This is a genomic window from Pseudomonas sp. GW821-FHT09H03 (genome assembly GCF_059415945.1).
Window position 1 is genome coordinate 19,122 of sequence record NZ_JBWKOF010000017.1, and the last position, 25,758, is coordinate 44,879.

Annotated in this window: 25 protein-coding genes and 1 pseudogene; 16 read left to right on the top strand and 10 right to left on the bottom strand. The window is 59.7% G+C overall.

The genetic code is table 11. The annotated features are described in order from the left end of the window. The first annotated feature begins 180 nt into the window (after nucleotides 1-180). Nucleotides 181-954, top strand: a complete 774-nt coding sequence (locus AC07OG_RS21820) for a 1,6-dihydroxycyclohexa-2,4-diene-1-carboxylate dehydrogenase (RefSeq protein WP_495068060.1) — start codon at nucleotides 181-183, stop codon at nucleotides 952-954. A gap of 13 nt (nucleotides 955-967) precedes the next feature. Here AC07OG_RS21820 and AC07OG_RS21825 read toward each other — a convergent pair whose 3' ends face one another. Then, nucleotides 968-1,330, bottom strand: coding sequence for an NUDIX hydrolase (locus tag AC07OG_RS21825; protein WP_218423773.1), 363 nt, complete (start codon nucleotides 1,328-1,330; stop codon nucleotides 968-970). A gap of 209 nt (nucleotides 1,331-1,539) precedes the next feature. Between AC07OG_RS21825 and AC07OG_RS21830 the strand changes: the two genes are divergently transcribed. After that, nucleotides 1,540-1,740 (top strand): DUF2188 domain-containing protein, encoded by a 201-nt coding sequence (locus AC07OG_RS21830; protein WP_495068061.1) that lies wholly within the window; start codon nucleotides 1,540-1,542, stop codon nucleotides 1,738-1,740. A 168-nt stretch (nucleotides 1,741-1,908) separates the two neighbouring features. Here the strand turns inward: AC07OG_RS21830 and AC07OG_RS21835 are convergent, their stop codons facing one another. Further along, nucleotides 1,909-2,148, bottom strand: coding sequence for a hypothetical protein (locus AC07OG_RS21835; RefSeq protein WP_495068062.1), 240 nt, complete (start codon nucleotides 2,146-2,148; stop codon nucleotides 1,909-1,911). 167 nt (nucleotides 2,149-2,315) lie between these two features. On the opposite strand from AC07OG_RS21835, the gene AC07OG_RS21840 reads away from it, so the two are divergent. Then, nucleotides 2,316-2,534, top strand: a complete 219-nt coding sequence (locus AC07OG_RS21840) for a hypothetical protein (RefSeq protein WP_495068063.1) — start codon at nucleotides 2,316-2,318, stop codon at nucleotides 2,532-2,534. Nucleotides 2,535-2,616: 82 nt separating this feature from the next. Beyond that, nucleotides 2,617-2,952 (top strand): hypothetical protein, encoded by a 336-nt coding sequence (locus AC07OG_RS21845; protein WP_060541795.1) that lies wholly within the window; start codon nucleotides 2,617-2,619, stop codon nucleotides 2,950-2,952. Between the two features lie 3 nt (nucleotides 2,953-2,955). Here the strand turns inward: AC07OG_RS21845 and AC07OG_RS21850 are convergent, their stop codons facing one another. After that, the gene (locus tag AC07OG_RS21850) at nucleotides 2,956-3,513 is read right to left on the bottom strand and encodes an RrF2 family transcriptional regulator (protein ID WP_495068064.1); all 558 of its coding nucleotides are present in this window, start codon (nucleotides 3,511-3,513) and stop codon (nucleotides 2,956-2,958) included. Nucleotides 3,514-3,834: 321 nt separating this feature from the next. Between AC07OG_RS21850 and AC07OG_RS21855 the strand changes: the two genes are divergently transcribed. From AC07OG_RS21855 to AC07OG_RS21870, 4 genes are all read left to right on the top strand, one after another. Further along, entirely contained in the window at nucleotides 3,835-5,037 is a 1,203-nt protein-coding gene (locus AC07OG_RS21855; RefSeq protein ID WP_495068065.1) for an NAD(P)/FAD-dependent oxidoreductase, read from the top strand. Nucleotides 5,038-5,194: 157 nt separating this feature from the next. Continuing rightward, on the top strand, nucleotides 5,195-6,484 hold the full coding sequence (locus AC07OG_RS21860; RefSeq protein WP_495068066.1) for an NAD(P)/FAD-dependent oxidoreductase: 1,290 nt from the start codon (nucleotides 5,195-5,197) through the stop codon (nucleotides 6,482-6,484). 10 nt (nucleotides 6,485-6,494) lie between these two features. Further along, on the top strand, nucleotides 6,495-7,049 hold the full coding sequence (locus AC07OG_RS21865; RefSeq protein WP_060541764.1) for a helix-turn-helix domain-containing protein: 555 nt from the start codon (nucleotides 6,495-6,497) through the stop codon (nucleotides 7,047-7,049). A 21-nt stretch (nucleotides 7,050-7,070) separates the two neighbouring features. After that, nucleotides 7,071-8,417 (top strand): glutamine synthetase family protein, encoded by a 1,347-nt coding sequence (locus tag AC07OG_RS21870; protein WP_495068067.1) that lies wholly within the window; start codon nucleotides 7,071-7,073, stop codon nucleotides 8,415-8,417. Between the two features lie 474 nt (nucleotides 8,418-8,891). Here AC07OG_RS21870 and AC07OG_RS21875 read toward each other — a convergent pair whose 3' ends face one another. Continuing rightward, nucleotides 8,892-9,680, bottom strand: coding sequence for an AraC family transcriptional regulator (locus tag AC07OG_RS21875; RefSeq protein WP_060541762.1), 789 nt, complete (start codon nucleotides 9,678-9,680; stop codon nucleotides 8,892-8,894). Nucleotides 9,681-9,764: 84 nt separating this feature from the next. Here AC07OG_RS21875 and AC07OG_RS21880 point away from each other — a divergent pair, with 84 nt between their 5' ends. Next, the gene (locus AC07OG_RS21880) at nucleotides 9,765-10,763 is read left to right on the top strand and encodes a bile acid:sodium symporter family protein (protein WP_495068068.1); all 999 of its coding nucleotides are present in this window, start codon (nucleotides 9,765-9,767) and stop codon (nucleotides 10,761-10,763) included. Between the two features lie 159 nt (nucleotides 10,764-10,922). On the opposite strand, the gene AC07OG_RS21885 is transcribed toward AC07OG_RS21880, so the two are convergent. The 5 genes and pseudogenes from AC07OG_RS21885 to AC07OG_RS21905 all read right to left on the bottom strand — a co-directional run bounded on the left by AC07OG_RS21885 (nucleotide 10,923) and on the right by AC07OG_RS21905 (nucleotide 17,229). After that, entirely contained in the window at nucleotides 10,923-12,629 is a 1,707-nt protein-coding gene (locus tag AC07OG_RS21885; RefSeq protein ID WP_495068069.1) for an amidase, read from the bottom strand. A gap of 286 nt (nucleotides 12,630-12,915) precedes the next feature. Continuing rightward, a pseudogene (gene tssA / locus AC07OG_RS21890) lies at nucleotides 12,916-13,941 on the bottom strand (type VI secretion system protein TssA); the annotation flags it as partial. Between the two features lie 495 nt (nucleotides 13,942-14,436). After that, nucleotides 14,437-14,955 carry a phage infection protein gene (locus AC07OG_RS21895; protein ID WP_495068070.1) on the bottom strand — a complete coding sequence of 173 codons (519 nt, stop codon included), beginning with the start codon at nucleotides 14,953-14,955 and terminating at the stop codon, nucleotides 14,437-14,439. Nucleotides 14,956-15,200: 245 nt separating this feature from the next. Further along, nucleotides 15,201-15,833, bottom strand: a complete 633-nt coding sequence (locus AC07OG_RS21900) for a response regulator (RefSeq protein ID WP_060541757.1) — start codon at nucleotides 15,831-15,833, stop codon at nucleotides 15,201-15,203. Nucleotides 15,834-15,861: 28 nt separating this feature from the next. Beyond that, the gene (locus tag AC07OG_RS21905; RefSeq protein WP_060541756.1) at nucleotides 15,862-17,229 is read right to left on the bottom strand and encodes a cache domain-containing protein; all 1,368 of its coding nucleotides are present in this window, start codon (nucleotides 17,227-17,229) and stop codon (nucleotides 15,862-15,864) included. Between the two features lie 387 nt (nucleotides 17,230-17,616). Here AC07OG_RS21905 and AC07OG_RS21910 point away from each other — a divergent pair, with 387 nt between their 5' ends. Both AC07OG_RS21910 and AC07OG_RS21915 read left to right on the top strand, forming a co-directional pair. Beyond that, on the top strand, nucleotides 17,617-19,674 hold the full coding sequence (locus tag AC07OG_RS21910) for a carbon starvation CstA family protein (protein ID WP_495068071.1): 2,058 nt from the start codon (nucleotides 17,617-17,619) through the stop codon (nucleotides 19,672-19,674). A gap of 15 nt (nucleotides 19,675-19,689) precedes the next feature. Continuing rightward, nucleotides 19,690-19,887, top strand: a complete 198-nt coding sequence (locus AC07OG_RS21915) for a YbdD/YjiX family protein (protein WP_060541754.1) — start codon at nucleotides 19,690-19,692, stop codon at nucleotides 19,885-19,887. Nucleotides 19,888-20,159: 272 nt separating this feature from the next. Here AC07OG_RS21915 and AC07OG_RS21920 read toward each other — a convergent pair whose 3' ends face one another. Then, nucleotides 20,160-20,384, bottom strand: coding sequence for a hypothetical protein (locus tag AC07OG_RS21920; RefSeq protein ID WP_495068072.1), 225 nt, complete (start codon nucleotides 20,382-20,384; stop codon nucleotides 20,160-20,162). Nucleotides 20,385-20,729: 345 nt separating this feature from the next. Between AC07OG_RS21920 and katG the strand changes: the two genes are divergently transcribed. The 5 genes from katG (at nucleotide 20,730) to AC07OG_RS21945 (ending at nucleotide 25,721) form a co-directional block, all read left to right on the top strand. Then, nucleotides 20,730-22,997 (top strand): catalase/peroxidase HPI, encoded by a 2,268-nt coding sequence (katG, locus tag AC07OG_RS21925; RefSeq protein WP_495068073.1) that lies wholly within the window; start codon nucleotides 20,730-20,732, stop codon nucleotides 22,995-22,997. Nucleotides 22,998-23,150: 153 nt separating this feature from the next. After that, entirely contained in the window at nucleotides 23,151-23,906 is a 756-nt protein-coding gene (locus tag AC07OG_RS21930) for a zeta toxin family protein (RefSeq protein WP_495068074.1), read from the top strand. Further along, nucleotides 23,893-24,075, top strand: a complete 183-nt coding sequence (locus AC07OG_RS21935) for a hypothetical protein (RefSeq protein ID WP_218423807.1) — start codon at nucleotides 23,893-23,895, stop codon at nucleotides 24,073-24,075. The genes AC07OG_RS21930 and AC07OG_RS21935 overlap by 14 nt, the downstream gene beginning before the upstream one ends. Nucleotides 24,076-24,423: 348 nt before the next feature. Beyond that, the gene (locus AC07OG_RS21940) at nucleotides 24,424-24,867 is read left to right on the top strand and encodes a cupin domain-containing protein (RefSeq protein WP_060541751.1); all 444 of its coding nucleotides are present in this window, start codon (nucleotides 24,424-24,426) and stop codon (nucleotides 24,865-24,867) included. Between the two features lie 305 nt (nucleotides 24,868-25,172). Further along, a complete protein-coding gene (locus AC07OG_RS21945) occupies nucleotides 25,173-25,721 on the top strand; it encodes a YdeI/OmpD-associated family protein (RefSeq protein ID WP_495068075.1) in 549 nt (182 codons plus the stop codon). The last annotated feature ends 37 nt before the right edge of the window (nucleotides 25,722-25,758 follow it).

Consider the following 25,758-nt stretch of genomic DNA (forward strand, 5'->3'; position numbering starts at 1 on the left):
ACAGTTGATGGGCGGTGACCGCGTTTTCTGCGCACGCCGCAGCTCCAATGTGGGAGCGGGCTTGCCCGCGAAGAGGCCGGAACATTCCACAGAAATGTTGTGGATGGGGCCGCCATCGTCGGAACGCCGCCCGTAGCAAGCTTGCTCCCGCAGGATTCGTCATTAACCGATGAGGTACACATGAACAGATTTCACGAAAAAGTCGCGCTGATCACCGGCGCTGCCCAAGGCATCGGGCGGCGTGTGGCCGAACGTATGGCGGCCGAAGGGGCGAAGCTGATCCTGATCGATCGCTCCGAACTGGTGTTCGAAGTACAGCAGCAGCTGGCACCAACCTGCCAGGTGCTGGCACTGACCGCTGACCTTGAGCAATACGAGGAATGCAGCCGGGTCATGCATACGGCTGTCGAGCGTTTTGGTCGTCTCGATGTGTTGATCAACAACGTCGGCGGCACGATCTGGGCCAAGCCCTTCGAGCACTATGAAGCAGCGCAGATCGAGGCCGAAGTCCGTCGCTCGTTATTCCCGACCTTGTGGTGCTGTCATGCCGCGCTACCGTTCATGCTGGAGCAGGGCAGTGGTGCAATCGTCAACGTTTCTTCCATCGCCACCCGCAGCGTCAACCGTGTGCCCTACGGTGCGGCGAAGGGCGGGGTGAATGCGCTCACTGCTTGCCTGGCCTTCGAGACCGCTGGTCGCGGCGTGCGGGTCAATGCCACAGCACCGGGTGGTACCGAAGCGCCACCGCGGATTATCCCGCGCAACAGTGCCGGGCAAAGTGACCAGGAGAAAGTCTGGTATCAGCAAATCGTCGACCAGACCCTCGACAGCAGCCTGATGAAACGCTACGGCACGCTGGATGAACAGGCAGGCGCCATTTTGTTTCTGGCCAGCGACGAAGCGTCCTACATCACCGGCATGGTCATGCCCGTGGGCGGTGGCGATCAGGGCTGAGGCAAGAGGCTCACTACAAGCGACGCAAAAACGCCCTGACAATACTGAGCGTAGCGTCGCTGGTGTTCAGGTTGTGCACGGTTTCCAGGGGATGCCAGATGCAATCGATGATTTCGTTGTGCGGGCGGACCTGATGCAGGTTCAGTACCGACACTTCGTAGACATGATGGCAAGTAGTGCCTGATTCCAGCGCCATCAGGTACACCAGCTCATCGACCCGCAATCCGGTTTCTTCCTGCAGTTCGCGAATGGCGGCATCGGCGACGGTTTCGCCAGGCTCGACCTTACCCCCCGGCAGCGTCCAGCGGCTTCCCGCCTTGCGCACCAGGAGAACATGGCGGTCCTGCTCGCAAATAACCGTTGCTCGTATTTTCATGGATTACCGGTTGTCGTGGATTGGAGATCCAAACGCAAAATCGGGGCCAGTGACTGTTTCGGCTGGCAACGGAATATTTTGAGGGATGAATACGCCGCAAAGTGCCATTAATTTTGGAATTTATGTTGCGACGTCTGGTCGGTATTTTCGAGAACGGTAGGTGTAAGGTGGGTCTGTCAATCTGACATCCCTGCCGAAAGGAGGAGACGATGAGCGTACCGATGCTGAACAAAATGCATATGAACGGTTATGACGTACTGAGCGTGAACAATGGTCCGTGGCGGGTATGCACCCGGGGTGACCGGCTTGGTTCATTCGGCAGTAGAGAGGAAGCACTGGCATTTGCCGCGGCGCTTCCTGGCTACCGGGCCCGAACCGGCAAGCCTGTCGGTGACCACCAGCAAAGATGATTGAAACTTGCTGGCTGCAGGAGCGAGCTTGCTCGCGATGGTGTTAAACGATAACGCGTGCTTACTCGTTTAACGCGATGTTCTCAAAACCATCGCGAGCTTGCTCGCTCCTACAGTGTCACCGCGACCACCGGGTTGCGGGACAGGGTGTTCACGACAAACAGCCCGCTATGGGGTTTTATTGCGGCTGATCACTCTGGCTTTCACTTCTTCGGCATAGCCGGACAACTTTTCTTCATCGCCCTGAAATAACGAACACAACCGCTGCATGGCTTGGGCATCGGCCTCGTTCCCGCTCAGGCGCAAATGCTGCTCTATGCGCAAAAGCTCAACCGCCGACCAGCGCAAATCTGACGCCAGTCCCTGCAGGTCGCGTCGTAGTTCCTGTTCCGCTTCGTTAAGCCACATGATGATCTCCTGATTTCACGTTCCGAAATTTTAGACCGCTTTACGCCATGGGGCGTTGTGTTCAGCAGGTGGGTTTGCGCCACCTTTGGTCGGGAAAATCAAGGCGAAGGGGAAACTGCGTTGTCCTACTCATGTATCGGCTTATCAGCAGAGCGGGGCGACTTCCAATGAGCACTACCGATGATTTCAGGGCCCGGGCCCACGAGCCGATCGTTGATCTTGACGCTGCCACGACCCAAATGATGCAACTGGTCAGCGCCCACCAACTGAGCGGGCCGGAATGGGAGCGGGTCACTCAATGGCAGCATGAAGCGTATGAGCGGTGGATGGCCTACCTGAACGAACGGAACTATCCGGGGGGAAACGGTCACAGTGTCGGCCTCTGATTTCGCTCTGGCCAATGGCCGCGCGGTAAACGACGGGCTACAATTTTTCCAGGACATTTTTTCAGAACTTAAGGGAAGCATCATGCGGGTGTTGATCGGGGGAGTTGTGCTGGCGTTGCTGGCAGGGTGTTCGTTGCCGGCGTCGGTGGTGCCGGGTGAGCCCAATCTGAATAAATTCAGTGAGAAGCCGCCAAAGGAATACGCAGCGTGCGTGTTGCCTGTCTGGCAGCATGAGGTATCGGGCTCGACCCAGTCGTCTATTTCCAACGGCTACCGGATCACTGCGCCAAGCGTGATCACGGCTGACGAAATTGTCGATATCGTGAAATCGAAAAATGGCAGCCGGGTATCACTGTACCAAGGGCCGCCTTGGGCAAAATCAGGAGACCTGCGCAAAGCGGTACGCGACTGCCTCTGAGTATCACTCGCCAATATCGGTCAACGGGATCAGCGGGGCGCCTTGGCTGGCGCTTTTCCTGTCTCGACGATCATTCATCCAGTTTTCCACTCGCTCGCCGAACTCCGGCGGGGCCTTGCGCCCGACCTTTCTGGCAATGTCGAGGATGGTTTGCTGGGCGAGAGCTTCTTCCATGCGCTTCTGCGCCACCATCATTGCGCCATTGATCGCACAAGGGCCGTCCAACGCCCATTCCGGTGGCGAACCGTCAAATAGCGCGCAACGGCCGCGAACCTCCCGGCATTCAAAAATGGACTTGCGGCCGTCGATGGCTTTGACGATATCCAGCAGGGTTATTTCGTCTGCGGGTCGGGCCAGCCTGAAGCCTCCGCGTACCCCTTCGGTAGCGACCACCAGTTGACCCTTGGCCAGTTTGGTGAAGATTTTTGCCAGGTAGTCCAGGGGCACGCCTTGCAACTCGGCCAAGTCGCGCACGCTCGCTTCGCGCGAATCGCCGCCGCTACCCACCAGAAAAACCAGGCAATGGATGCCGTACTCGACACCTGCGCTATACAGAGACATAAATATCACCGACTGAATTAGTCGTAGATTTTAGCAGTCGACAGCAATCTGAGCAATGCGGCGGGTGATCGTAAAATTTCTTTTTCTTACAAGTATCCCCCTGTCATACGCGGAATAGGGCATTTGCCTCCGAGGAATCCAGAGGGTCGATGATGGCCCGGGTTAAAAACCTGTTGCAGAAATTAACTAGGATCAATACAGTCGTAGTTGTTCGGTCGGCAGGTACCAGCGTCTGGAACAGTCAGACGCCGACGACGTGCCCGCTCCCGATGAGCGCGAGCCCAATCGACTTTCTCTACCTGGGTATCCCTGGAGCAAAAAATGAAACAGCACATTCTGGTAATCGGCGCAGGTTTTGGTGGTATGTGGACCGCTTTGAGTGCAACGCGTCTGTTCGACCTTCACGGCCATGACGACGTTGAGGTGACCGTGCTGGCGCCTCAGGCCGAACTGCGTGTGCGTCCGCGCTTCTATGAGCCCAATGCCCATCAACTGGCCGCACCGATTGGCGAGCTGTTCGATGCCGTGGGCGTCAATTTCATGAAGGGCGCGGCACAGACCATCAACGTCGAGCAGAAAACGGTCGGCTACACCGATGCCTCCGGCTCCCGACAAACCTGCAGCTATGACAAGCTGGTGCTGGCCACTGGCAGCCGCCTGGCCGTGCCGGACACCGCGGGTGTGGCCGAGCATGCGTTTGACGTCGACCAGATCGAGCATGCCGTGCGCCTGGAAAACCATCTCAAGTCCCTGGCCAGCCAGCCGCAAAGCAAGGCGCGCAACACCGTCGTGGTAGCCGGCGGCGGTTTCACCGGGATCGAAACGGCGACGGAAATGCCGAGCCGTTTACGTGGCATCCTCGGTGACAGTGCGGACATCGAAGTGATCATCGTTGATCGCGGGGATAAAATCGGTGGTTCCATGGGCGCCGAGATCGCCGAATCGATCGTCGAAGCCAGCCAGGCGACCGGGGTGAAATGGCACCTCAAAGCGTCGGTGGTTTCGGTGGATGAAAACGGTGTAAACCTGTCCGATGGTTCACGCATCGACGCCAATACCGTGGTCTGGACCACCGGTGTGCGCGCCAGCTCGCTGACCGAGCAGATTCCGGCCGAACGCGACCAGCAGGGCCGCCTGCACGTCGACGCGAACTTGAAGGTCATCGGCCAGGAAGACATCTACGCCACCGGCGACGTGGCCTACGCGGCCAGCGATGATATCGGCAACTTCGCCCTGATGACCTGCCAGCACGCCATTTCGCTGGGTCGGCATGCCGGTAACAACGTGGCCGCACACATCCTCGGCGTGGCCCCGACGCCGTACAGCCAGCCCAAGTACGTGACCTGTCTGGACCTGGGTGCCTGGGGCGCGGTGTACACCGAAGGCTGGGACCGTCAGGTCAAGCTCATCAAGGAGGAGGCCAAGGCGCTGAAAACCCAGATCAACACCCTGTGGATCTACCCGCCTGCTGCCGACCGTGCCACTGCGCTGGCATCGGCCGATCCAATGATTCCTGTGGCCTGAGCCGCCAGTGGCAGTGATCCGCTAACGCGGTTCAAATAAAGAAATCCCGCCCAAGCCAACTTGGGCGGGATTTTTTTTGCGCCTGGAAACATTGCTTGTGTGAAATTTACCGTGTATTTTTTCATGAAATTATAAGTAGAAAAATTCACGACCCCTTATGTTTCAGCAATCCACCCAGCATGTCGCCAGCTATTACGCTCACACCTGTGCCGATCGCCTGGTGCATCGAGCAGCGCTGGAGGGCGAGCACGACACCGAAGTGCTGATCATCGGCGCCGGTTTCAGCGGCTTGCATACGGCCTTGCGCCTGGCGCTGGCCGGCAAGCGCGTGACTGTGCTGGAAGCCAGCCGGGTGGCGTGGGCCGCGTCGGGCCGCAATGGCGGACAAGCAATTCTCGGTTGGTCGTGCGACATGCCACCGCTGGAAGCCGCGCTGGGTCATGAGCGGGCGCGGCGCTTGTGGGACGGCATGCGTTGGGCGGCGCGGGAATTGCGGGACCTGCCCGGACGCGAAGATTTCGATTGCGACTATCGCCCCGGTCACCTCTGGACGTCGGTCATGCCGCGCCGGGTGGGCCTGCTGACGGACTGGCAACACGAGGCGAGCCACAAGTGGGGCCACGATGGCCTGCAATTCATTCCACGCCACCAATTGCCCCATTGGGTTGCCAGTGAGCGCTATCAGGCGGGCCTGTTCGACCCCGAAGGCGGGCACCTGAACCCGTTGAAACTGGCCCTCGGCCTGGCGAATGCGATTGAGCGCGCCGGTGGCCGTATCCACGAGCAAAGCAAGGCGCTGGACTACCGCGAGGAGGGCGACCGGTTTGTCGTGTCGACGCCGCGCGGTCTGGTCCGCGCCGATGTCTTGGTGCTGGCCTGCAACGCCTACCTCGACCGGCTCGATCCGCAACTGGCCAGCTGTGTGCTGCCGGTCGGCACCTACCAGGTCGCCACCGCGCCGCTGACAAAAGACCAGGCCATGGCGCTGCTACCGAATAACGTGTGCGTCACGGACAACCAGTTTGTCCTCGATTATTTCCGTCGCACACCGGACAACCGCTTGCTCTTCGGCGGTGGTTGCACCTACCTGGGCGGGATGCCCAAAAACATCGCGGCGGCGACCCGGCCATTCCTGCAAAGGGTGTTCCCACAGCTCGCCGGCGTGAAACTGGAATTCGCCTGGGGCGGGCACATCGACCTGACCCTCAAGCGCACACCGGATATCGGTCGACGCGGCGAGCTTTACTGGATGCAGGGTTATTCCGGGCATGGCGTATTACCGACATTGGCCGCCGCGCGGGCGGTGTCCGACGCGATACTGGGCCAGCCGGATGAGCTTGGCCTGTATCAGGGATTGAGCAACGGCCGTTTTCCCGGCGGCAAATACCTGGCCGCTCCGCTGGAAGCCATCGGCAAGGCCTGGTACCGGCTGCGTGACAGCATTTGAGGGACAGTTGATGGACATGCAAGAAGAAATCTCCGCGCTGGCGATCCTGATCCAGGACCTGCGCAAGCACAAGAAGTACACCTTGAAGGAGCTGGCGGACAAAATCGGTCGCTCCGTCGGTTTTCTCTCCCAGGTCGAGCGCGGACTGTCGCGCCCCACGGTGGCGGACTTGACCGCCATCAGCGAAACCCTGGGTGTACCGACCACTTATTTCTACAGCCTGCCCAAACCCATGGCCCTGTCCTGGGTTACGCGCCCCGACGAGCGTCGCACGCTGTACTACGCCGACGGCATCACCGACATCATGGTTTCGCCGAAGATGCGCGCGTCTTTTTCCATGCTCGAAAGCCAGCTGGAGCCTGGAGCCAGCAGCGGTGACAGGCACATGAAGGACAGCTCCGAGCAGGGTGGCTATGTGCTGGAAGGGCAATTGACCCTGTGGCTCGACGGCAACGAACCGGTGACCTTGCACGCAGGCGACAGCTTCCAGCTGGCCAGTCATGCGCACTGTCGCTACGGCAATCTTTGCGACCAACTGACCCGCGTGCTTTGGGTTTACACCTGAAAACAACCAGGAATAAAAAAGATGGATGCTGTGTGCTCTGATCTGCTGGCCGAGGTTCGTAACTTCCGTCACCGCCACCCGGACGTGCGTTATGTCGATCTGATTGCCCTGGACATTCCGGGGCATTTCTACGGCAAGCGCTACCCGATCGAAATGCTCGAAAAAGTCGCTGCCGGCAGCGCCCTCAAGTTGCCGCAGAACTGCGTATTGCTGGGCACCCAGGGCGGCCTGTTCAAGATCGGTGATTACTGTTTCAACGACGGCGATCCGGATGCACGCCGGCGCCTGGTGCCCGGCACGCTCAAGCTCGTGGGCTGGGAAAAACAACCCCTGGGGCAAATGCTGATCACCTCCGACGGCACCGAAAAACCGATTGAATTCGAACCCCGTGAAGTCCTCGCCCAGGTGCTGGCGCGTCTGCGTGGCAAAGGCATTTTTCCGGTGGTGGCGTTCGAACTGGAGTTTTATCTGTTCGATAGCCGGTTGAAGGATGGCTTGCCGCAGTTCCCCCGGGATGAGCTGACCGGGGATGCCGATGATCAGCCGAACATGCACATCGAACGCCTGACGCGATTTGCCCCGGTGCTCGATGAAATGGTCGAGACCGCGCGGGCCCAGGGCGTCGATGCCACGGTGATCACCGCCGAACTCGGTCCGGGCCAGTTCGAAATCAATTTCGGCCATCTCGATGACGGCCTGCGCGCCGCAGACTGGGCGGCCCTGTTTTGCCGCAGTACCCGCGGCGTTGCCCTCAAGCACCACTACCGCGCCAGTTTCATGGCCAAGCCGTACCTGCGACATCCCGGCAGCGGCATGCATGTGCATGTGAGCCTGTACGACGGGGCGGGCAACAACCTGCTGGCGGCAAATGACCAGCAAGCGTTGCGTCACGCCGTGGCCGGCTGCCTGGATGTGTTGCCGCATTGCATGCCGATTTTTGCGCCGAACCATAACGCACTGCGTCGCTTGAGCGGTACGGTGAACACCGCGTCCCGCGCCAGTTGGGGCTTTGAAGACCGCGATGCGTGCTTGCGGGTGCCGGAGTCGGACCTGAAAAACCTGCGCGTCGAGCATCGCCTGGCCGGTGCCGATGCCAACCCGTATTTAGTGCTGGCAGCCATTCTGGTGGGGCTGGAGCAAGGTCTGGAGAGCGGCCGTGAACCGATTGTCCCCCTCAATGAAGACCGGGGCAGTGGTATCGACTTCCCTCTGGAGATGTTGGAGGCCGTGCAGGCCATGCAAGGCCATGCGCAGCTGCGCGAAGGCTTGGGCGCGGAGTTCGTGGACGTCTATTGCGAAAACAAGCGCCAGGATCATCTGGCCTTCATGAACGACATCAGTGCGCGGGAGTATCGCTGGTTCATGTAGGGTCATTCTTGAAAAGTTGTGCATATTTAAGGTGTTGGAAGAATTAGTAACTAGATAGTGAATAAAAATATCTTGTTACAGTGTGAAATGTTCCGTAATATTCGCGCCGCGTTCACCACCACGGTTTATGCATTTTTAGATCCCGGGCGTCCATCAGCTGCCCGGGATTTTTTTTTGCCTGGAATTTAGTCGGTCGGTCGGGACAGAAAAAAGCATTGCCCATTTTGTCCGGGTGCAAGGGTGTACACAGATTTCGCGTCTGATACAGATCAAACTGTGGGAGCGGGCTTGCTCGCGAATGACGGTGTGTCAGTCAACATCAATGCTGGCTGTAGCGGCCTCTTCGCGAGCAAGCCCGCTCCCACAGTTGAATGTCGTTGTGCACGAATGCTGTGGACGACGCCGCGCTTTGTGGGAGCGAGCTTGCCTGCGATGGCGTACTGACAGGCAACAAACAGGTAGGGTGCAGGGCGCTCAGCGAAAAAACTCACCCGGCGTTTCGCCGAATTGCTGGCGGAACGCCGCGATAAACGCCGAAGTTGAATCATAGCCACAGGCCAACGCCACATCCGTGACCCGTTGTCCTTGCTCCAGCGGAGTCAACGCGCCCAACAGGCGCAAGCGCTGGCGCCACGCTCGGAATGTCAGTCCGGTATCCCGCAGGAACAGTCGGCTGAGAGTTTTTTCAGTCACGCCCAATTGCTCGCTCCAGTGGCCGAGCGTGGTCGACTGTTCCGGATGCAGGTCCAGGCTCTGATAGATCTGTTTCAATCGACTGTCCTGGGGCAGGGGCAGCATCAAATCGAATTGCGGCGCCTCGGCCAACTGATCCAGGATCACCTGCGCCAGGCGCCCGTGGGGGCCGCTTTGATCGTACTCCACCGGGATCTGGCTGAACGCCCGGATCAACTCGCGCAGCAGATCGCTGACCCCCAGCACATGACAGCGCGGCGCCGCCCACGCCGTGACACTGCAATCGATGTACAGGCTGCGCATCTCCGTGCGCGGCGAGCTGAATACCCGGTGCGGCATGCCCGCCGGAATCCACACCGCCCGAGCCGGTGGTGCGACAAAGCGCCCGACGCCGGTCTGGATTTCCAGCACACCCTGGATCGCATAGGACAACTGCACCCATGGATGGCTGTGACGCCGGGTCAGGGCGCGATTGGGCAGCGATTCAGTGCGACCGTACAAGGGTCGTGGCAGGCTTGCCAGCCCGGGAATACTGCGCCGGATACTCTTGTCATGTCCTTTAGGCGGCATCTGCTGGCTCTTCGGCGTTAGTCGGTAATTCCCTGTCACGTTAGAGTCGCTTTCACGTACTGGCAACCCCGGATGATCAAACCCATGACCCGCCCTCGCTTGTTACCCGACAACTTCACCCTGACCCTGCTCGGCGTGGTGCTGCTCGCCAGCCTGCTGCCCGCCAGCGGCCAGGTCGCGGTCGGCTTTGGCTGGCTGACCAACAGCGCCATCGCCCTGCTGTTTTTCCTGCACGGCGCCAAACTTTCCCGCGAGTCGATCATCGCCGGTGCCGGGCACTGGCGCCTGCATTTGCTGGTGTTCAGCCTGACCTTTGTGCTGTTCCCGCTGCTTGGCCTGGCGCTCAAGCCGTTGCTGTCGCCACTGATCGGCGACGATTTGTACATGGGCATGCTGTACCTCTGCGCGCTGCCGGCCACGGTGCAGTCGGCGATTGCCTTTACCTCGTTGGCGCGTGGCAACATCCCCGCGGCGATTTGCAGCGCTGCGGCGTCCAGTTTGTTCGGGATCTTTCTCACGCCGTTACTGGTGACCTTGCTGCTGGATGTGCACGGTGAGGGCGGATCGACCCTGGATGCGATCCTCAAGATCAGCGTGCAACTGCTGCTGCCATTCATTGCCGGGCAGATCGCGCGGCGTTGGATCGGCAACTGGGTTGCGCGCAACAAGAACTGGCTGAAGTTCGTCGATCAGGGTTCGATTCTGCTGGTGGTCTACGGCGCCTTCAGCGAGGCGGTGATCGAGGGACTTTGGCAGCAGATTCCGCTGCTGGACCTGGTGGGGCTGGTGGTGGTTTGTTGCCTGGTCCTGGGGCTGGTGCTGCTGGCGTCGGCCGGATTGGGCAAAGCCTTTGGCTTCAATCAGGAAGACCGCATCACCATTCTCTTCTGCGGTTCGAAGAAGAGCCTGGCGACCGGTGTGCCCATGGCGCAGGTATTGTTTGCCGGCAGCACCATTGGTGTGCTGATCCTGCCGCTGATGCTGTTCCACCAGATCCAACTGATGGTCTGCGCGGTGCTGGCGCAACGCTACGCAAAACGGCCCGAATCGATCCCGGAACTGATGGCCCAGGTCGATCCCTGAAACTCCGCTCCCACATGGATTTGCTGCGGACACAACATCTGCGCAAGGCCACAAATCCTTGTAGGAGCGAGCCTGCTCGCGATGGACGTGAACGATAACGCGGGCATCCTGAATGCCCGCGGCGTCTTCGGGTTTTCGCGAACAGGCTCGCTTGTATGGTTAGACTTGAAGGGGCGGGGTACGCGGCGGGATCAGCCGTTTGCTCCCGGTCGACTCGAACGCCGAAGCCAGGTGCAGCAACGACGAATCGTCATAAGCGCGACCCGCAAAGGTCAACCCCACAGGCATGCCGATATCCGGCATGACGCCCATTGGCACGGTCACCGTGGGAACACCCAGATGACGGATGGCCAGGTTGCCGTTGGCGACCCACACACCGTTGCTCCAGGCGATGTCCGCCGACTTGGGATCGACATCGGCATTCGCCGGGCCAACATCGGCCACGGTCGGGAAGATCACTGCATCGAGCCCCAGCCGGTCCATCCATTCTTCCAGATCGATGCGACGGGTCTGTTCGAGCCCGCGCAGTCCGTCCGGCACCGTGCTGATCTGGTCCCAGGGCGTAATGCCGCGCTCGGCCATGCGCACGTATTCGTCCATGCCGGCGGCCAGGTCGCCTTCACGGTTGGGCAGGGTGCCCGGGTCGTGAGGGAAAATCTGCGGGCCGTCGACGTCGACCAGACGGTTGAGTTTTGGATCGCCGTTGGCCTGCAGGAAATCATCGAACGCCCAGGCCGTCAGGTCCCATAGCTCATGGTGCAGGAACTCCTTGGACACCAGGCCGCGATTGAACACGGTCGGTGCGCCCGGACGGTCACCCTCGCAATTGGACACCAGCGGGAAATCGACTTCCAGCACCTCGGCGCCCGCGGCTTCGAGTGCCTTGCGCGCCTGCTCCCAGAGCCCGATCACCGAAGGCCGGGTATGGATGCGCTGGCCGGTGGGGCCGCCGATGCCCGGTGCTTCGCAGGTGCCGGCCTCAGGGTCGGCATTGATGTACATGCGCGGGACACCAAAGCGCTTGCCGGCCAGTGCCTCGCTGTTCGCTGCCAGCGCGGTGTAAGAAGCGGGGCGCACCGAGGAAGAACTCGGGATCGGCACCCAGGGTTGCAGGCGCCACAGATCGCCGCGGGTGTCCGGATCGTCCGCCACCACCACGTCGAGCACTTCGAGCAGGTCCGCCATGGTCCGGGCAAAGGGCACGACCACGTCCATGGTCGGCGTCAACGGCCAGTTGCCGCGCACCGAGATCACCCCGCGCGAAGGGGTATAAGCGCACAGGCCATTGTTGGAGGCAGGGCCACGACCACTGGACCAGGTTTCTTCGGCCAGGCCGAAGGCGGCGAAGCTGGCAGCGGTGGCCGTTCCCGCACCGTTCGACGAACCCGAGGCGAAAGGCGCGGTGAGATAATCAGCGTTGTACGGGCTCTCGGCGCGGCCGTAGACTCCGCGCTGCATACCGCCATTGGCCATCGGTGGCATATTGGTCTTGCCCAGGCAGATCGCCCCGGCACCGCGCAGGCGCTCGATGGTGAAGGCGTCGCGATAGGCGATCAGGTCCTTGAAAGCCGGGCTGCCCGAAGCGGCGGTCAGGCCCTTGACCAGGTAGCTGTCCTTGGCCGTGTACGGAATGCCATCGAGGGGCCCGAGCGTCTCGCCCTTGGCCCGACGGGCGTCAGAGGCCTGCGCTTCCTTCAGCGCCTGGGGATTGCGCACTACCACGGCGTTGAGAGCGGTGGACGTATCGGCGCCGTCATAGGCATCGATCCGGGCCAGATAGGCCTGGACCAGTTCAACCGAGGTGGTCTGCCCGGACTCGAGAGCGGCACGCAGTTGGGCAATGGAAACTTCGGTAACTTCGATCATGCTGTCACCGCCGGGTGCAGGTGGAGGGGTGCTGGCGCTTCACGTTTCTCGAAAAGGACTTTCATATCGTTATTCTCGTTGCACTGTGTGACATGACAGTGTCGGGTGTTAAAAATACTGAGCACTATTTAGCATTAAACCGGAATTTGAGGAAGCTGTTGTAAAAGTTATCTTACACGCAGCAGAAAAAAGGCCACCACAACCCGACGTTGTGATGGCCTCGGATGACACATTAGCAGGTGCCCACCGTCGCGGGCCATGGCGATCAATGCGCGCCGGCGGCAGCTCAGGACTTCGCGTCCCTGGTCCCCAGTACGTCGCGGATATTGTCCACTACATTGCTGTCTTTGATCACATCGTTCAGCCAACCCTCGAGCGGCATGTTGCCCCACTTGATGGCGCGTTCGATCAGGTAGGGCACGGGGCTTTGGGGCTCGGTCTGTTTGAAGAACTGCGCAATACCCGCCAGCAGGGTGAACGCTTCATCGCGCGACTGCGGCGTGGTGCGCAGCGGCGCGGCTGAAAGGTCTTGGGGGATCTGGTTCATTGCAGCACCTGTGGGTTGTGCGCCAGCGCTTTCAGGTTCAGCCAGGGAGGCAGCGACAGGGGCGGGGTGCAGTTCGATACCCCGGTCCTTGAGCAGTTTTTCGGCCAGTTGTCCTGCGCGGGACAACATGTCATTGAGTCCGGCAAAGCTGGGCGCGTCAGGGCCGAACAGCCTGTCAGCGGTGTTCTGCAACCGCTGGCACGCATTGAGGCTGGCGGCTATTTCGCCGGCCTTGAGGCGCAGGTGATCAGAGTCGGTCAGCACCACCGAACGCTGAAACACCTCGGCGTTGATCTTGCCTTCGTCGAGGGCGGCACGCATGGCCTGGGGGTTTTGCAACGCCAGGTTTTCGACGTACCGGGATTCGTCATAACGCAGCAGGCCGTACTGCTGGCCCTGGGTGATGGGCAATCCACCCACCACCTCCGCCAGGGTCGTTTTCATCCACGCCAGGCGGGCAGCGCGTTCATCGACCCCATCCTCGAGGGAAGGGAAGAGGCCGGCCCAGAAATTGTCCAGTATGCGTTCGGCCAAGGTCAGGCCAAAGGTGATACCGGTGAAATGGTGCTTGTGCGCCAGGGCTTCGCTGAGCCAGGCGACGAGCATCAGGTCCTTGCTCTGTCGAGCCAGGCCCTGGGCAGCCAGGGCGAGGGTCAGATCCCAGTCGGATGACTTCAGATCGGTTTGCCAGTCACCCTGGGTCAGGTAATCGGGGTCTGCTCGCCGTGCTTCTTTCACCTGATCGAACAAGGTGGAAAAGCTCAAGCTTCGCCGCGGGCTTGGTGATCGATGGTTGACAATAGTTAGATCATATTATTCCGGTCATTGGCCTGTTGGTTTCTTTAAAAATAAAATAGTCGTTATTTGATTTTGGTGGATGGTCTGGCGCAAACGAGTCGGGGGCGACTTCTTGAGTATCACTACCCAGCCAATCATTTTCACAGGTGAGTGCCTGGACGTTGAGGGTAGTAAAATTCCGCTATCGACACTCTCCACAGTTGATCTAAATAAGTGGAGTGAAATGGTCACTATTAAGGATGCGACTGGGAGACAGATTCTATCTACGGTGTGCACCGGTATTTTGAGTCATGACCTGTTTCTTACGACGCTGGATGTACTGCTGGATACTGAGCGTGCCAGCAGCGCTGAGACTGCCCCGAGCCTGGCCTGAGGATTTCCGGGCTCCGTCAGGTTGACCATTACAAAAAAAACCGGCTGATCAGGCCGGTTTTTTTGTGAGGCGGTGGTAGAGCAGCTTGTTCAGGCAGTGCGATTCTGGATCAGACGATCCGAACCACCTTCGGCCACACGGTTCTGCAGCAGTTTGTCGGAACCGCCTTCAGCAACGCGGTTTTGCAGGAGCTTGTCGGAACCACCTTCAGCGACGCGGTTCTGCAGGAGCTTGTCGGAACCACCTTCAGCGACGCGGTTCTGCAGGAGCTTGTCGGAACCACCTTCAGCGACGCGGTTCTGCAGGAGCTTGTCGGAACCGCCTTCAGCGACGCGGTTTTGCAGCAGTTTGTCAGAGCCGCCTTCAGCAACGCGGTTTTGCAGCAGCCTGTCGGAGCCACCCTCAGCCACGCGGTTCTGCAGCAGTTTGTCAGAGCCACCTTCAGCCACACGATTCTCGATCAGGCGATCGGAACCACCCTCTGCCACACGGCTTTCAATCAGACGATCCGAGCCGCCTTCAGCGACCACAGGTTGAACGGAGTTTGCGGCGAAAGCGTTAACTGCGAAAACCGAGAAAGCGATGCTGAGGAGGGTCTGGTGTTTCATGATCGTGTGCTCCGGGGTATTTATGGGTTGGTATGGAGCAGATGTTACGCCGGGGATTTTTTAAGAGAACTTCATTGAGATGATGGTGACTATCGATGCGGTCAATGGGTGATTGGTCACCCCCTTGTGGGAGCGGGCTTGCTCGCGAAGGCGTCGGCTTAGCCAGCAATGTTGTCGACTGACACATCGCCTTCGCGAGCAAGCCCGCTCCCACAGGTTTTGTAGTGGATACAGGATTCGGGCTGTTAACGGGAGATGAGGCCGTGATCGATGGCGTATTTGACCAGCGCCGCAGGCTTGTCGATGTTGAGCTTGCGCCGGATGCTCAAGCGGTGCGTCTCTACCGTGCGCACGCTGATGTCCAGTTCCCGGGCCATTTCCTTGTTGTTCAGCCCTTGGGCCATCTTCGACAGCACCTGGCTTTCCCTCGGGGTCAGTTCGTTGTCGGTATGCCTGTCGGCGATCAGCCGTTGGGCGATTTCGGCGCTGTAGAAGGTTCCACCGCTGGTGATGGCTTCGATGGCGGCGATGATTTCCCGTGAGGGGGCGTTCTTCAACACGTAGCCGCTGGCACCCGAGCGCAGCGACTCACTGACGTACTCGTAATTGTCGTACATGCTCAGCACCAGCACCTTGAGGGCGGGGTATTGGCTGCGCAGCACCCGGGTCAGCTCCAGGCCGTTCATGTCTGGCAGGCTGATGTCGACCAGCAGCAGGTCCGGCTGGCAGCGCCCGACCATTTCGATTGCCTCGGCGCCGTTTTCGGCTTCGCCCACCACTTGCAGAAAGTCCATGACGGCCAGCAGCGCCTTGATCCCGTCGCGGACCAGGGAGTGATCGTCGACCAGGGCGACGCGGATCGGGGAGGGCAGGTTCATGCAGGTATTCACTCTTGTTGTGGGCCGGTCAGCGTTTCGTGGCGGGCGGTGTCATCGGCAACAGCACGTCCAGCTCACTTCTTCCGGGCATCGAGATCAGCTCGAAGCGCCCGCCAAAATGCGCGACTCGCTCGCGGATGTTGCGCAGGCCGATACCGGCGTGCAAACGCTCGACTTGGGCGACATTGAAACCGATGCCGTCGTCGACCACGGTCAGCCGTACGTTTTTATCGCAGCCGCGCAGGGTAATGGAAACGTTCTTTGCTCGGGCATGGCGTTCGATGTTGGTCAGGCCTTCCTGGACGATGCGGAACAGCGAAACCGCCGCGCCGTCGACCAGTTGGCAGTCGAATTCATTTTCGTCATAGGTCACGGTCAGCCCGCTGCGCTGCTCGAATTCCGCGGCCAGTTGGCCGATGGCCGCGGACAGGCCGAGGGTGTCGAGCAGGGAGGAGCGCAGGTCGTGGGAGAGACTGCGGACTTCGCCGATGGCATCGCCCAGACGCTCGGTGGCGTCCTTTAGCGTGCTCAAGCCCTTGTCGTGGGGTTGGCCGCGCTCCAGCAGATGGCTGGCCAGTTCGAACTGGAATTTGATCGACACCAGCACCTGACTGATGCCGTCGTGCAGTTCACGGGAGACGCGCGAGCGTTCTTCTTCCTGCAGGCTGACGATGCGCTGGGTCAGGCGCTGCAGTTTTTTGTCGGCCAGGCGATGTTCGCTGACGTTGAGGGTCATGCCGCTGGCGAAGACGAACAGCACCGCCACCAGGGCGACCACGGCAATCGCCATCATGGTCTTGCGGATGCCCATGGCCACTTCGGCGCGGGCCTGTTGGGTGGCGCGCTCGACGTCTTCGAGGTAGATGCCGGTGCCGAGCATCCAGCCCCAGCGATCGAGCATCACCACGTAGGCGAGCTTGTCGGTCACCTGGCCGGAGGAGGGCTTGTTCCAGGCGTAGCGCTGGAAGCCTTCGCCCGATTTCGCGCTTTGCAGCAGCGCCTGAATCACCGGCAGGCCGTGGGGGTCTTTCATGTCCCAGAGGTATTGGCCCACCAGCTCCGATTGCCGCGCGTGCATCAGGCTGCGGCCTTCGTGGTCGTAGACGAAGAAGTAGCCGTTGATGCCGAAGCTGAGCTTGCGCAGTTCTTCCAGCACTTGTTGCTGGGCGCGGGCGTCGCCGTGGCCGTCGTCGTACAGGGGGGCGATCAGGCTTTGCGCCATTTCCACGTAGTTTTTTAGTTCGGCGCGCTTGCTCGCCAGAATGCTGTCTTCGATCAGTTGCGCCTGTTGATCACCCAATTGGCGGTTGAGGGAAATCACCAGGGCGCAGATGACGGCAATGGCCAGCACCAGCGGCAGAATCCCGAGGGCGACGATTTTGTGTTTGAGCTGCATGTTCATTCCTGCCCGCGCGAAGGCTCGGGATCATATGCCAAAGAGGCGTTCGGCCAGTAGCGTTGCTGGACGGAATGACCGGCGGCCTGAATATTGGTCTGTTGAAATGCAAAACAAATGTGGGAGCGGGCTGGCTCGCGAAAGCGGTGTGTCAGTTGACATCAATAGTGACTGATCCACCGCCTTCGCGAGCAAGCCCGCTCCCACAATTTGATCGGGGATGGGCCCACAGGGGATGGCATCTACGTAGAACTACGTAGATGCCACGTACGTAGTAACGCGGATTTATTTGTAGACGGCATGCGCGGATATTGGGCCAGCTCCGCTCCGCGGACACAATTATAAAAATTACCGCCACAGTTCACAGGCTGTGGCAGGAGACCCGCTATGCCCCGTCTGGCTAAACACCTTGCCTGGTTTGCCGTGGCTGTCCTGGGAGCGATTGCGCTGAGTGTCGTGGCCCTGCGCCGCGGCGAAGCGATCAACGCCTTGTGGATCGTCGTTGCAGCCGTCGCTATCTACCTCGTTGCCTACCGCTACTACAGCCTGTTCATCGCCAACAAAGTGATGCAGCTGGACCCCAATCGCGCCACTCCCGCCGTGCTCAACAACGATGGCCTGGACTTCGTTCCGACCAACAAGCACGTGCTGTTCGGGCACCACTTCGCCGCCATTGCCGGCGCGGGCCCGCTGGTCGGTCCGGTGCTGGCCGCGCAAATGGGCTATCTGCCCGGTACCCTGTGGCTGATCGCCGGGGTAGTGCTGGCCGGTGCGGTGCAGGATTTCATGGTCCTGTTCCTGTCGACCCGCCGCAACGGTCGCTCCCTGGGTGACATGGTCCGTGAAGAAATGGGCCGCATCCCCGGCACCATCGCGCTGTTCGGCTGCTTCCTGATCATGATCATCATCCTTGCGGTGCTGGCGCTGATCGTGGTCAAGGCCCTGGCCGAAAGCCCGTGGGGTATTTTCACCGTAATGGCGACCATCCCGATCGCGATGTTCATGGGCATCTACATGCGCTACATCCGCCCGGGCCGCATTGGTGAGATCTCGGTGATCGGCGTGCTGTTGCTGCTCGGTTCGATCTGGCTGGGCGGGCAGATTGCTGCCGATCCGGTGTGGGCCAAGGCCTTTACCTTTACCGGCATCCAGATCACCTGGATGCTGATCGGTTACGGTTTTGTGGCGGCGGTATTGCCGGTGTGGCTGATCCTCGCGCCCCGTGACTATCTGTCGACCTTCCTCAAGATCGGCACCATCGTGGCCCTGGCCATCGGCATCCTGGTGACCATGCCCGAGCTGAAAATGCCAGCGTTGACCCAGTTCATCGACGGCACCGGTCCGGTGTGGAAGGGCGGCCTGTTCCCGTTCCTGTTCATCACCATTGCCTGTGGCGCGGTCTCGGGTTTCCATGCGCTGATCGCTTCCGGCACCACGCCGAAATTGCTCGCCAATGAAGGGCATGCCCGTTACATCGGTTATGGCGGCATGCTGATGGAATCGTTCGTGGCGATCATGGCCATGGTCGCGGCCTCGGTGATCGATCCGGGCGTGTATTTCGCCATGAACAGCCCGGCTGCGGTAGTCGGCGCTGACGCCGTGACTGTTGCGCAAACCGTCAGCAGTTGGGGCTTTGCCATCACCCCGGAGGCGCTGCAAGCCGTAGCCCACGACATCGGTGAAACCACCATCCTGGCCCGTGCCGGCGGCGCGCCGACCCTGGCCGTAGGCATCGCGCAGATCCTGCACCAACTCCTGCCGGGTGAAAACACCATGGCGTTCTGGTACCACTTCGCAATCCTGTTCGAGGCGCTGTTCATCCTCACCGCCGTCGACGCCGGTACCCGCGCCGGGCGTTTCATGCTCCAGGACCTGCTCGGTTCCTTCGTGCCTTCCCTGAAACGTACCGAATCCTGGACCGCCAACCTGATCGCCACCGCCGGTTGTGTGGCGATGTGGGGCTATCTGCTGTACCAGGGCGTGATCGATCCGCTGGGCGGGATCAACACCTTGTGGCCGCTGTTCGGCATCTCCAACCAGATGCTGGCCGGGATCGCGCTGATGCTCGGCACTGTTGTGCTGATCAAGATGAAGCGCCAGCGGTATGTGTGGGTGACCTTGCTGCCGGCGGTATGGCTGCTGATCTGCACCACGACGGCGGGCTTCATCAAGCTGTTCGACGCCAACCCGGCAATCGGCTTTCTGGCGCTGGCCCGCAAATACAGCGATGCCCTGGCCAACGGTCAGGTCCTCGCGCCAGCCAAGAGCATTGATCAGATGCAACACGTGATCTTCAACGCCTATACCAACGCAACGCTGACCGCATTGTTCCTGTTCGTGGTGTTCAGCATCCTGTTCTTTGCGCTCAAGGTTGGCATTGCCGCCTGGGGTACTAAAGAGCGTACGGATAAAGAAGCGCCTTACCAGACTGTGCCGCAAGCGTGATCCGAGGGTTTAAGCATGTTCAATGACCTGAGTCGCCTCGGTAAATACCTCGGTCAGGCCGCGCGCCTGATGGTCGGCATGCCTGACTATGACAACTACGTCGAGCACATGCAGGGCAAACACCCGGACCAGCCGGTGATGGACTACGAGGCGTTCTTTCGCGAGCGCCAGGAAGCCCGTTACGGCAGCAAAGCCGGACCGAAGTGCTGTTGAAATGAATAAAAAACCCGGCTGAAAAGCCGTAACGCTGTTCACTTAAGCGGGCTACATACCTTGTGGCGAGGGGGCTTGCCCCCGTTCGGCTGCGGAGCAGTCGTAAAACCACTACACGCGGTATACCTGATACACCTCGGTGACAGATTTTGGGGCCGCTTCGCGGCCCAGCGGGGCGGTGCGGCGGTCCGACAAGCCCCCTCGCCACAAAGTGTGCTACCCGCTTAAGTGAACAGCGTTAGGCTGAAAAGCCGGGTTTTTTTATGGCGGGTTTAATCCGCTTCCTTCTTGTCGCGCAAACCTTCCTGATCGTCGTGAGCGCTGCGCGACATCGGGTGGCCAAGCCTGTCGGTCAAGCCCGGGTCTACGGGTTTTCGCTCCAGTGCCTGTCTCTTCAGCGCCCGGTCCGCGACCTTGGCATTGTGAACCAGCCGACAAAGCACGGCGACGACGACAATCGACAGCAGTATCCAGAGGACAACGGCTTTTAGCACCATGGCGGCCTCGCGCGCGTCCTGCTTTGGTTTTCGCCAACATCCCTGCAGCAATGATTGCCTTGAGTGTGGCACTTTTTGCGCAAACTTCCCCTTTGTTTGCCAGCATTTTCTCGTTGGAGGGCTTTCATTCGCCGAGTGGGCGCAACAGGGCTTTTATCAGCAATCTTCCATGGCGAAGCGACAGTTTCCCCGACCGGTACTTTAATGGATGGTCTGGAGCGAATGATCCCGCAGCTGTCATAGGCTTAAGATATGGATCCCATGTCGAAAAGCTATTTCATTAATCGGTACTCCGGATCCACGCTCAAGGGTGGTTAGCTGATCACACAATAATGAGGAGATGCCATGTCAACCGAATCGAAATGCCCGTTCAATCACGCCGCTGGTGGTGGCACGACGAACCGCGACTGGTGGCCGAATCAACTGAACCTGAAAATCCTGAGCCAGCACTCGCCCAAGTCCGACCCGCTTGGCGGCGAATTCAACTATGCCCAGGCGTTTAAAAGCCTCGACTTCCAAGCGCTGAAACAAGACCTGACGGCGCTGATGACCGACTCCCAGGACTGGTGGCCAGCCGACTTCGGCCACTATGGGCCTCTCTTTGTTCGCATGGCCTGGCACAGCGCAGGCACCTATCGCACGGGCGACGGCCGTGGCGGCGCCGGTTCCGGGCAGCAACGCTTTGCACCCCTCAACAGCTGGCCCGATAACGTCAGCCTCGATAAGGCACGCCGGCTGCTTTGGCCGATCAAGCAAAAATACGGCAACAAGATTTCCTGGGCTGACCTGCTCGTCCTGACCGGTAACGTCGCGCTTGAGTCCATGGGCTTCAAGACCTTTGGTTTTTCCGGTGGCCGTCCGGATGTCTGGGAACCGGACGAGGACGTTTACTGGGGTTCGGAAAACAAGTGGCTGGGTGGCGACAGCCGTTACGGCAAAGATGACAGCAAACCCGTGCAGCCACCGGGCGATGTCCCGCTCGTGGCAGAGCCTGGCAGGAACGAAGACAGCCGTACCGAAGATGGCCGCAATCTGGAAAACCCCCTCGCCGCGGTGCAGATGGGCCTGATCTACGTAAACCCGGAAGGCCCGGAAGGTCAGCCGGACCCGCGCGCCTCAGCCCTGGATATCCGCGAAACCTTCGGCCGCATGGCCATGAACGACGAGGAAACCGTGGCGCTGATCGCCGGCGGCCACGCCTTTGGCAAGACCCACGGTGCCGGGCCTGCCGACAACGTCGGGGCTGAGCCCGAAGCCGCCGGCCTGGAACAGCAGGGCCTGGGCTGGAAGAGTACCTTTGGCAGCGGTAAAGGCCCCGACACCATCACCAGCGGCCTGGAAGTGACCTGGACTACCACACCGACCAAATGGAGCAACAACTACCTGGAGAACCTGTTCGGCTTCGAGTGGGAGCTGACCAAAAGCCCGGCCGGTGCGCATCAGTGGACCCCGAAAAACGGCGCCGGCGCCGGCATCATTCCCGATGCCTTTGATCCTGCCAAACGTCGTAACCCAACCATGCTCACCTCCGACCTGGCCCTGCGTTTCGACCCGATCTATGAGCCGATTTCGCGGCGCTTCCTGGAGAACCCGGACCAGTTGGCCGACGCCTTCGCCCGCGCCTGGTACAAGCTGATCCACCGTGACATGGGGCCGTTGTCGCGTTACCTGGGTCCGGAAATGCCGGCCGAAGAGCTGCTGTGGCAAGACCCGATCCCACGTGTCGATCATGCACTGGTCAATGACAGTGACGTCACAGCGCTCAAGAGCAAGCTGTTGGCCTCTGGCCTGTCGGTCGGGCAACTGGTGTCGACCGCATGGGCGGCGGCTTCGACGTTCCGTGGTTCGGACAAGCGCGGTGGTGCCAACGGTGGTCGCCTGCGCCTGGCGCCGCAGAAGTCCTGGGCGGCCAACCAGCCGGATCAATTGGCGAATGTGCTGGCCAAACTCGAAGGCATCCAGAACGAGTTCAACGGAGCGCAAAGCGGCGGCAAGAAAATCTCCCTGGCTGACCTGATCGTGCTGGCTGGTTGTGCGGGTGTCGAACAGGCCGCGAAAAACGCCGGCCAGAGTGTGACGGTGCCGTTCACTGCGGGCCGCGCCGATGCCAGCCAGGAACAGACGGATGTCGATTCCTTCGGCTTCCTCGAGCCGATTGCCGACGGTTTCCGCAACTACCTCAAACAGCAATATCGCGTACCGGCCGAGAATCTGCTGATCGACAAGGCACAACTGCTGACGCTCACCGCACCGGAGATGACCGTGTTGCTCGGCGGCCTGCGCGTGTTGAACGCCAATGCCGGCCAAAGCAAACATGGCGTGTTTACCTCGCGTCCGGAATCCTTGACCAACGACTTCTTCACCAACCTGCTCGACATGGGCGTGGAGTGGAAGCCGACCTCGGACGCCCGGCAGGAGTTCGAAGGGCGCGATCGCAAAACCGGCGCGGTGAAGTGGACGGCCACCCGGGTTGACCTGGTCTTCGGCTCCAACGCGCAGTTGCGCGCCCTGGCCGAAGTCTATGCCAGTGCCGATGCGCAGCAGAAGTTCGTCAATGACTTCGTGGCTGCGTGGACGAAGGTGATGAATCTGGATCGCTTCGATCTCAAGTGATCGTCACGTCAGCCTGAAAATAGCCGCGACCCGGTCTGGACACCCGGTCGCGGTCACTTCTTGCTGGATGTTGCTGTGGATTCATACAGGTGGAGCGGTGGTGGAAATCCGGGTCAGGTGTTAGCTTGAGGCAAACGCTGGGCGAGCTTCGAAATGACACCAATAGAAATAGCGATAGAAGAGGCTGCCTTCGAATTTGCTCGGGTGAACCGGGCTGCACTTGCCAGGGACATTGCTGATACAAGCATCTTTACGCCGGAAGACTACCCCGTTACGGTTTTCATGGCGGGATCGCCTGGGGCTGGTAAAACCGAGATTTCTAAAGCCCTTGTCGAGATTATCGAAGGGGGCGGCGATGGCCTAAAAGCGCAAAGGGTTCTGCGCATAGATCCTGATGAGTTCAGGAGCCTGATTCCGGGTTATACGGGCAGTAACTCTTTTTTATTCCAGCGAGCGGTTACCAAAATTCTCGAGAAGGTCCTGGATCGAGCGTTCGAGAAGCGCATTTCGTTCATTCTTGACGGAACAATGGCCAACATAAATGTGGCAAGGCGCAACATTGACCGGGTTTTGGGGAATCGACGGGCCGCCCAGATAATGTACGTTTATCAGCGACCGGAGTTGGCTTGGCAATTCGTCAGAGCCAGAGAGATAACCGAAGGGCGGAACATTCCTACGGATGAGTTCGTCAGGCAGTATCTGGCCGCCAGGAGGAACATTATCGAGATCAGACGATCCTACAGTGAGAATCTGATCGTGAATTTACTTGTAAAGAATACTGATGGGACTGATGGCGAGTACGAAGGCGACGTCACAGTTGACCAGATTGACGACCTGTTACCTGAGACCTATGATCATGCAGGGCTTATAGAACTCTTAACCGAGGCAGAAAAAAATGAGTGCAGCTAAGACCGGAAAATCCAGTCCATTGGCTGAGTTTTTTTGCAAGGCTTCCCCCGAAACAAAGCGGGATGTATTTACATTGGCGATGTCCAAAGCGATCGCCTCTCAGCGTGACGTGCTGGATAAGGCGGAAGCCATCAGGATGGCGCGAAAAATCGATAAGGCTTCTGCCTAGACAACTCTTGTGTCAGTAAAAAAAGCCCAGCCTGTCCGCTGGGCTTTTTCGTTCCTGAAGCCGAGGCGGAGCGCTGGCAGGACTTGATCAGTGCCCTGCTTTCATCGTAGAGCACCAAGCGTTCAAGGCCAGTCGCGGGGTGGAGTTGGCAAGGGTGGGCGAGCAAGGTTCCTGACGCAAGCGGGTGCTGCGCTTGTATCTGCAGGTATCTGCAGCGGCCACAGCTACTTTCGAATACAAATTCAGCGTTCCCCGACACCCGGGCGATACATGGCGGCCTCTAAATGCAACCTCAGACACCGCGCCAAAGCTGGCGTGGCGTACCGAGGTTCAACTGGAGGAAAGGCAATGTCCCGATTCAATCCCCGTAACATGGCTGGCGGCCTGGGTGCTGCCCTGGTCATCGCCGGCCTGTCTGCCGTCGCGAGCCTCGCCCAGGCGCAAGAGGCCGGCGCGGCGAAAAGCTGGCAGCAGGGCATCCATCGTACCGACCTGGTACGCGAAGACCTCGGCGCCGCCGACCGCGAAGTGATTCAGGTGCGTGTCGATTTCGACCCGGGCGTGACATCGCCCAGGCATGCTCATCCGGGTGTGGAAGTGGCCTACGTCGTCAGCGGCATATTCGAGTATCAACTGGAGGGGCGGGCGCCGGTCACGCTCAAGGCCGGTGATTCGTTGTACATACCCGCCGGTGTTGCCCATGTGGCGAAGAATGTCGGGCAGGGCAATGGTTCGGAGTTGGCGTCTTACATCGTGAAGAAGGGCGAGCCGTTGTTGATTCTCAAGGAGTAAGCGGGAAACAAATGCCGGGTGGTTTAGACACTTGAACCTTTAGGAGCCTGCTTGCGATGGCGCGCGGTACCGCATGATGCGCAGGTGTAAGTACTCAGCACTTTTTTGGGGGGCCGCGCCATACGTTTACCGTTCATGTCTCACGCCGCTGTCAGTCAGCTGATGTACACGGTCACCAGCCTCGAACACGATGTCTTTCTGGCTGTCTCGTGTTTACTGCAACTCATCCAGGCTAGGCCAGGCTTGCAGGACAACAAGGAACGTTATACGGATAGTAGTCAGGCGTATCAGTTGGAGAAATTGCAATGACAACAATCGATGTGACATCCCGATTTGAAGCAAAGCTTCTTCGTCCGGCAAAGCCTGATGATGATACGTCGTGGGCGTTCGTAGTACTGCCAAGAAATGCGAGTGAAAAGCTTCCGAGGCGAGGAAGGACGACAGTTGAAGGCACAATCAATGGGCACCCGTTTCAGGCAACCCTTGAGCCGGATGGTCAACTGAGCCATTGGTTGCAGGTAAGTAGAGAGTTGTACGAAGCCGCAGGCGCGGCGGTTGGGGATATCGTTACGCTGGAGCTGACGCCAGTGAAGAAGGAACCCGAGCCTGACATCCCGCCGGATTTTCAGGAGGCGCTGGCAGCCGCTCCCGAGGCGCGTAAAGTCTGGAACAATACGACGACCATCGCACGAGTAGACTGGATCCACTGGATTACTTCAGCCAAGCAACTCAAGACGCGTGCAAAACGAATGGGAGATGCCTGCGATATGCTTGCATCCGGCAAGCAGCGGGTTTGCTGTTTCGACCAGTCTGGTTACTACAGTAAGGCCTTTCGTGCGCCGGAGTCAGAATAGTTTTAAATGGAACATTGCGTTCAATACCCCTGAATTG

Excerpts from the sequence above, each read along its gene's own strand:
- AC07OG_RS21820 (WP_495068060.1), top strand. The coding sequence starts at position 181 with ATGAACAGATTTCACGAAAAAGTCGCGCTGATCACCGGCGCTGCCCAA.
- AC07OG_RS21850 (WP_495068064.1), bottom strand. The coding sequence starts at position 3,513 with ATGTCTCTGTATAGCGCAGGTGTCGAGTACGGCATCCATTGCCTGGTT.
- AC07OG_RS21875 (WP_060541762.1), bottom strand. The coding sequence starts at position 9,680 with ATGCCGCCTAAAGGACATGACAAGAGTATCCGGCGCAGTATTCCCGGG.
- AC07OG_RS21920 (WP_495068072.1), bottom strand. The coding sequence starts at position 20,384 with ATGGTGCTAAAAGCCGTTGTCCTCTGGATACTGCTGTCGATTGTCGTC.
- AC07OG_RS21910 (WP_495068071.1), top strand. The coding sequence starts at position 17,617 with ATGCCCCGTCTGGCTAAACACCTTGCCTGGTTTGCCGTGGCTGTCCTG.
- AC07OG_RS21940 (WP_060541751.1), top strand. The coding sequence starts at position 24,424 with ATGTCCCGATTCAATCCCCGTAACATGGCTGGCGGCCTGGGTGCTGCC.
- AC07OG_RS21885 (WP_495068069.1), bottom strand. The coding sequence starts at position 12,629 with ATGATCGAAGTTACCGAAGTTTCCATTGCCCAACTGCGTGCCGCTCTC.
- AC07OG_RS21930 (WP_495068074.1), top strand. The coding sequence starts at position 23,151 with ATGACACCAATAGAAATAGCGATAGAAGAGGCTGCCTTCGAATTTGCT.
- AC07OG_RS21845 (WP_060541795.1), top strand. The coding sequence starts at position 2,617 with ATGCGGGTGTTGATCGGGGGAGTTGTGCTGGCGTTGCTGGCAGGGTGT.
- AC07OG_RS21830 (WP_495068061.1), top strand. The coding sequence starts at position 1,540 with ATGAGCGTACCGATGCTGAACAAAATGCATATGAACGGTTATGACGTA.
- AC07OG_RS21835 (WP_495068062.1), bottom strand. The coding sequence starts at position 2,148 with ATGTGGCTTAACGAAGCGGAACAGGAACTACGACGCGACCTGCAGGGA.
- AC07OG_RS21905 (WP_060541756.1), bottom strand. The coding sequence starts at position 17,229 with ATGCAGCTCAAACACAAAATCGTCGCCCTCGGGATTCTGCCGCTGGTG.
- AC07OG_RS21825 (WP_218423773.1), bottom strand. The coding sequence starts at position 1,330 with ATGAAAATACGAGCAACGGTTATTTGCGAGCAGGACCGCCATGTTCTC.
- AC07OG_RS21895 (WP_495068070.1), bottom strand. The coding sequence starts at position 14,955 with ATGAAACACCAGACCCTCCTCAGCATCGCTTTCTCGGTTTTCGCAGTT.
- AC07OG_RS21915 (WP_060541754.1), top strand. The coding sequence starts at position 19,690 with ATGTTCAATGACCTGAGTCGCCTCGGTAAATACCTCGGTCAGGCCGCG.
- katG (WP_495068073.1), top strand. The coding sequence starts at position 20,730 with ATGTCAACCGAATCGAAATGCCCGTTCAATCACGCCGCTGGTGGTGGC.
- AC07OG_RS21880 (WP_495068068.1), top strand. The coding sequence starts at position 9,765 with ATGACCCGCCCTCGCTTGTTACCCGACAACTTCACCCTGACCCTGCTC.
- AC07OG_RS21855 (WP_495068065.1), top strand. The coding sequence starts at position 3,835 with ATGAAACAGCACATTCTGGTAATCGGCGCAGGTTTTGGTGGTATGTGG.
- AC07OG_RS21945 (WP_495068075.1), top strand. The coding sequence starts at position 25,173 with ATGACAACAATCGATGTGACATCCCGATTTGAAGCAAAGCTTCTTCGT.
- AC07OG_RS21935 (WP_218423807.1), top strand. The coding sequence starts at position 23,893 with ATGAGTGCAGCTAAGACCGGAAAATCCAGTCCATTGGCTGAGTTTTTT.
- AC07OG_RS21860 (WP_495068066.1), top strand. The coding sequence starts at position 5,195 with ATGTTTCAGCAATCCACCCAGCATGTCGCCAGCTATTACGCTCACACC.
- AC07OG_RS21900 (WP_060541757.1), bottom strand. The coding sequence starts at position 15,833 with ATGAACCTGCCCTCCCCGATCCGCGTCGCCCTGGTCGACGATCACTCC.
- AC07OG_RS21870 (WP_495068067.1), top strand. The coding sequence starts at position 7,071 with ATGGATGCTGTGTGCTCTGATCTGCTGGCCGAGGTTCGTAACTTCCGT.
- AC07OG_RS21840 (WP_495068063.1), top strand. The coding sequence starts at position 2,316 with ATGAGCACTACCGATGATTTCAGGGCCCGGGCCCACGAGCCGATCGTT.
- AC07OG_RS21865 (WP_060541764.1), top strand. The coding sequence starts at position 6,495 with ATGGACATGCAAGAAGAAATCTCCGCGCTGGCGATCCTGATCCAGGAC.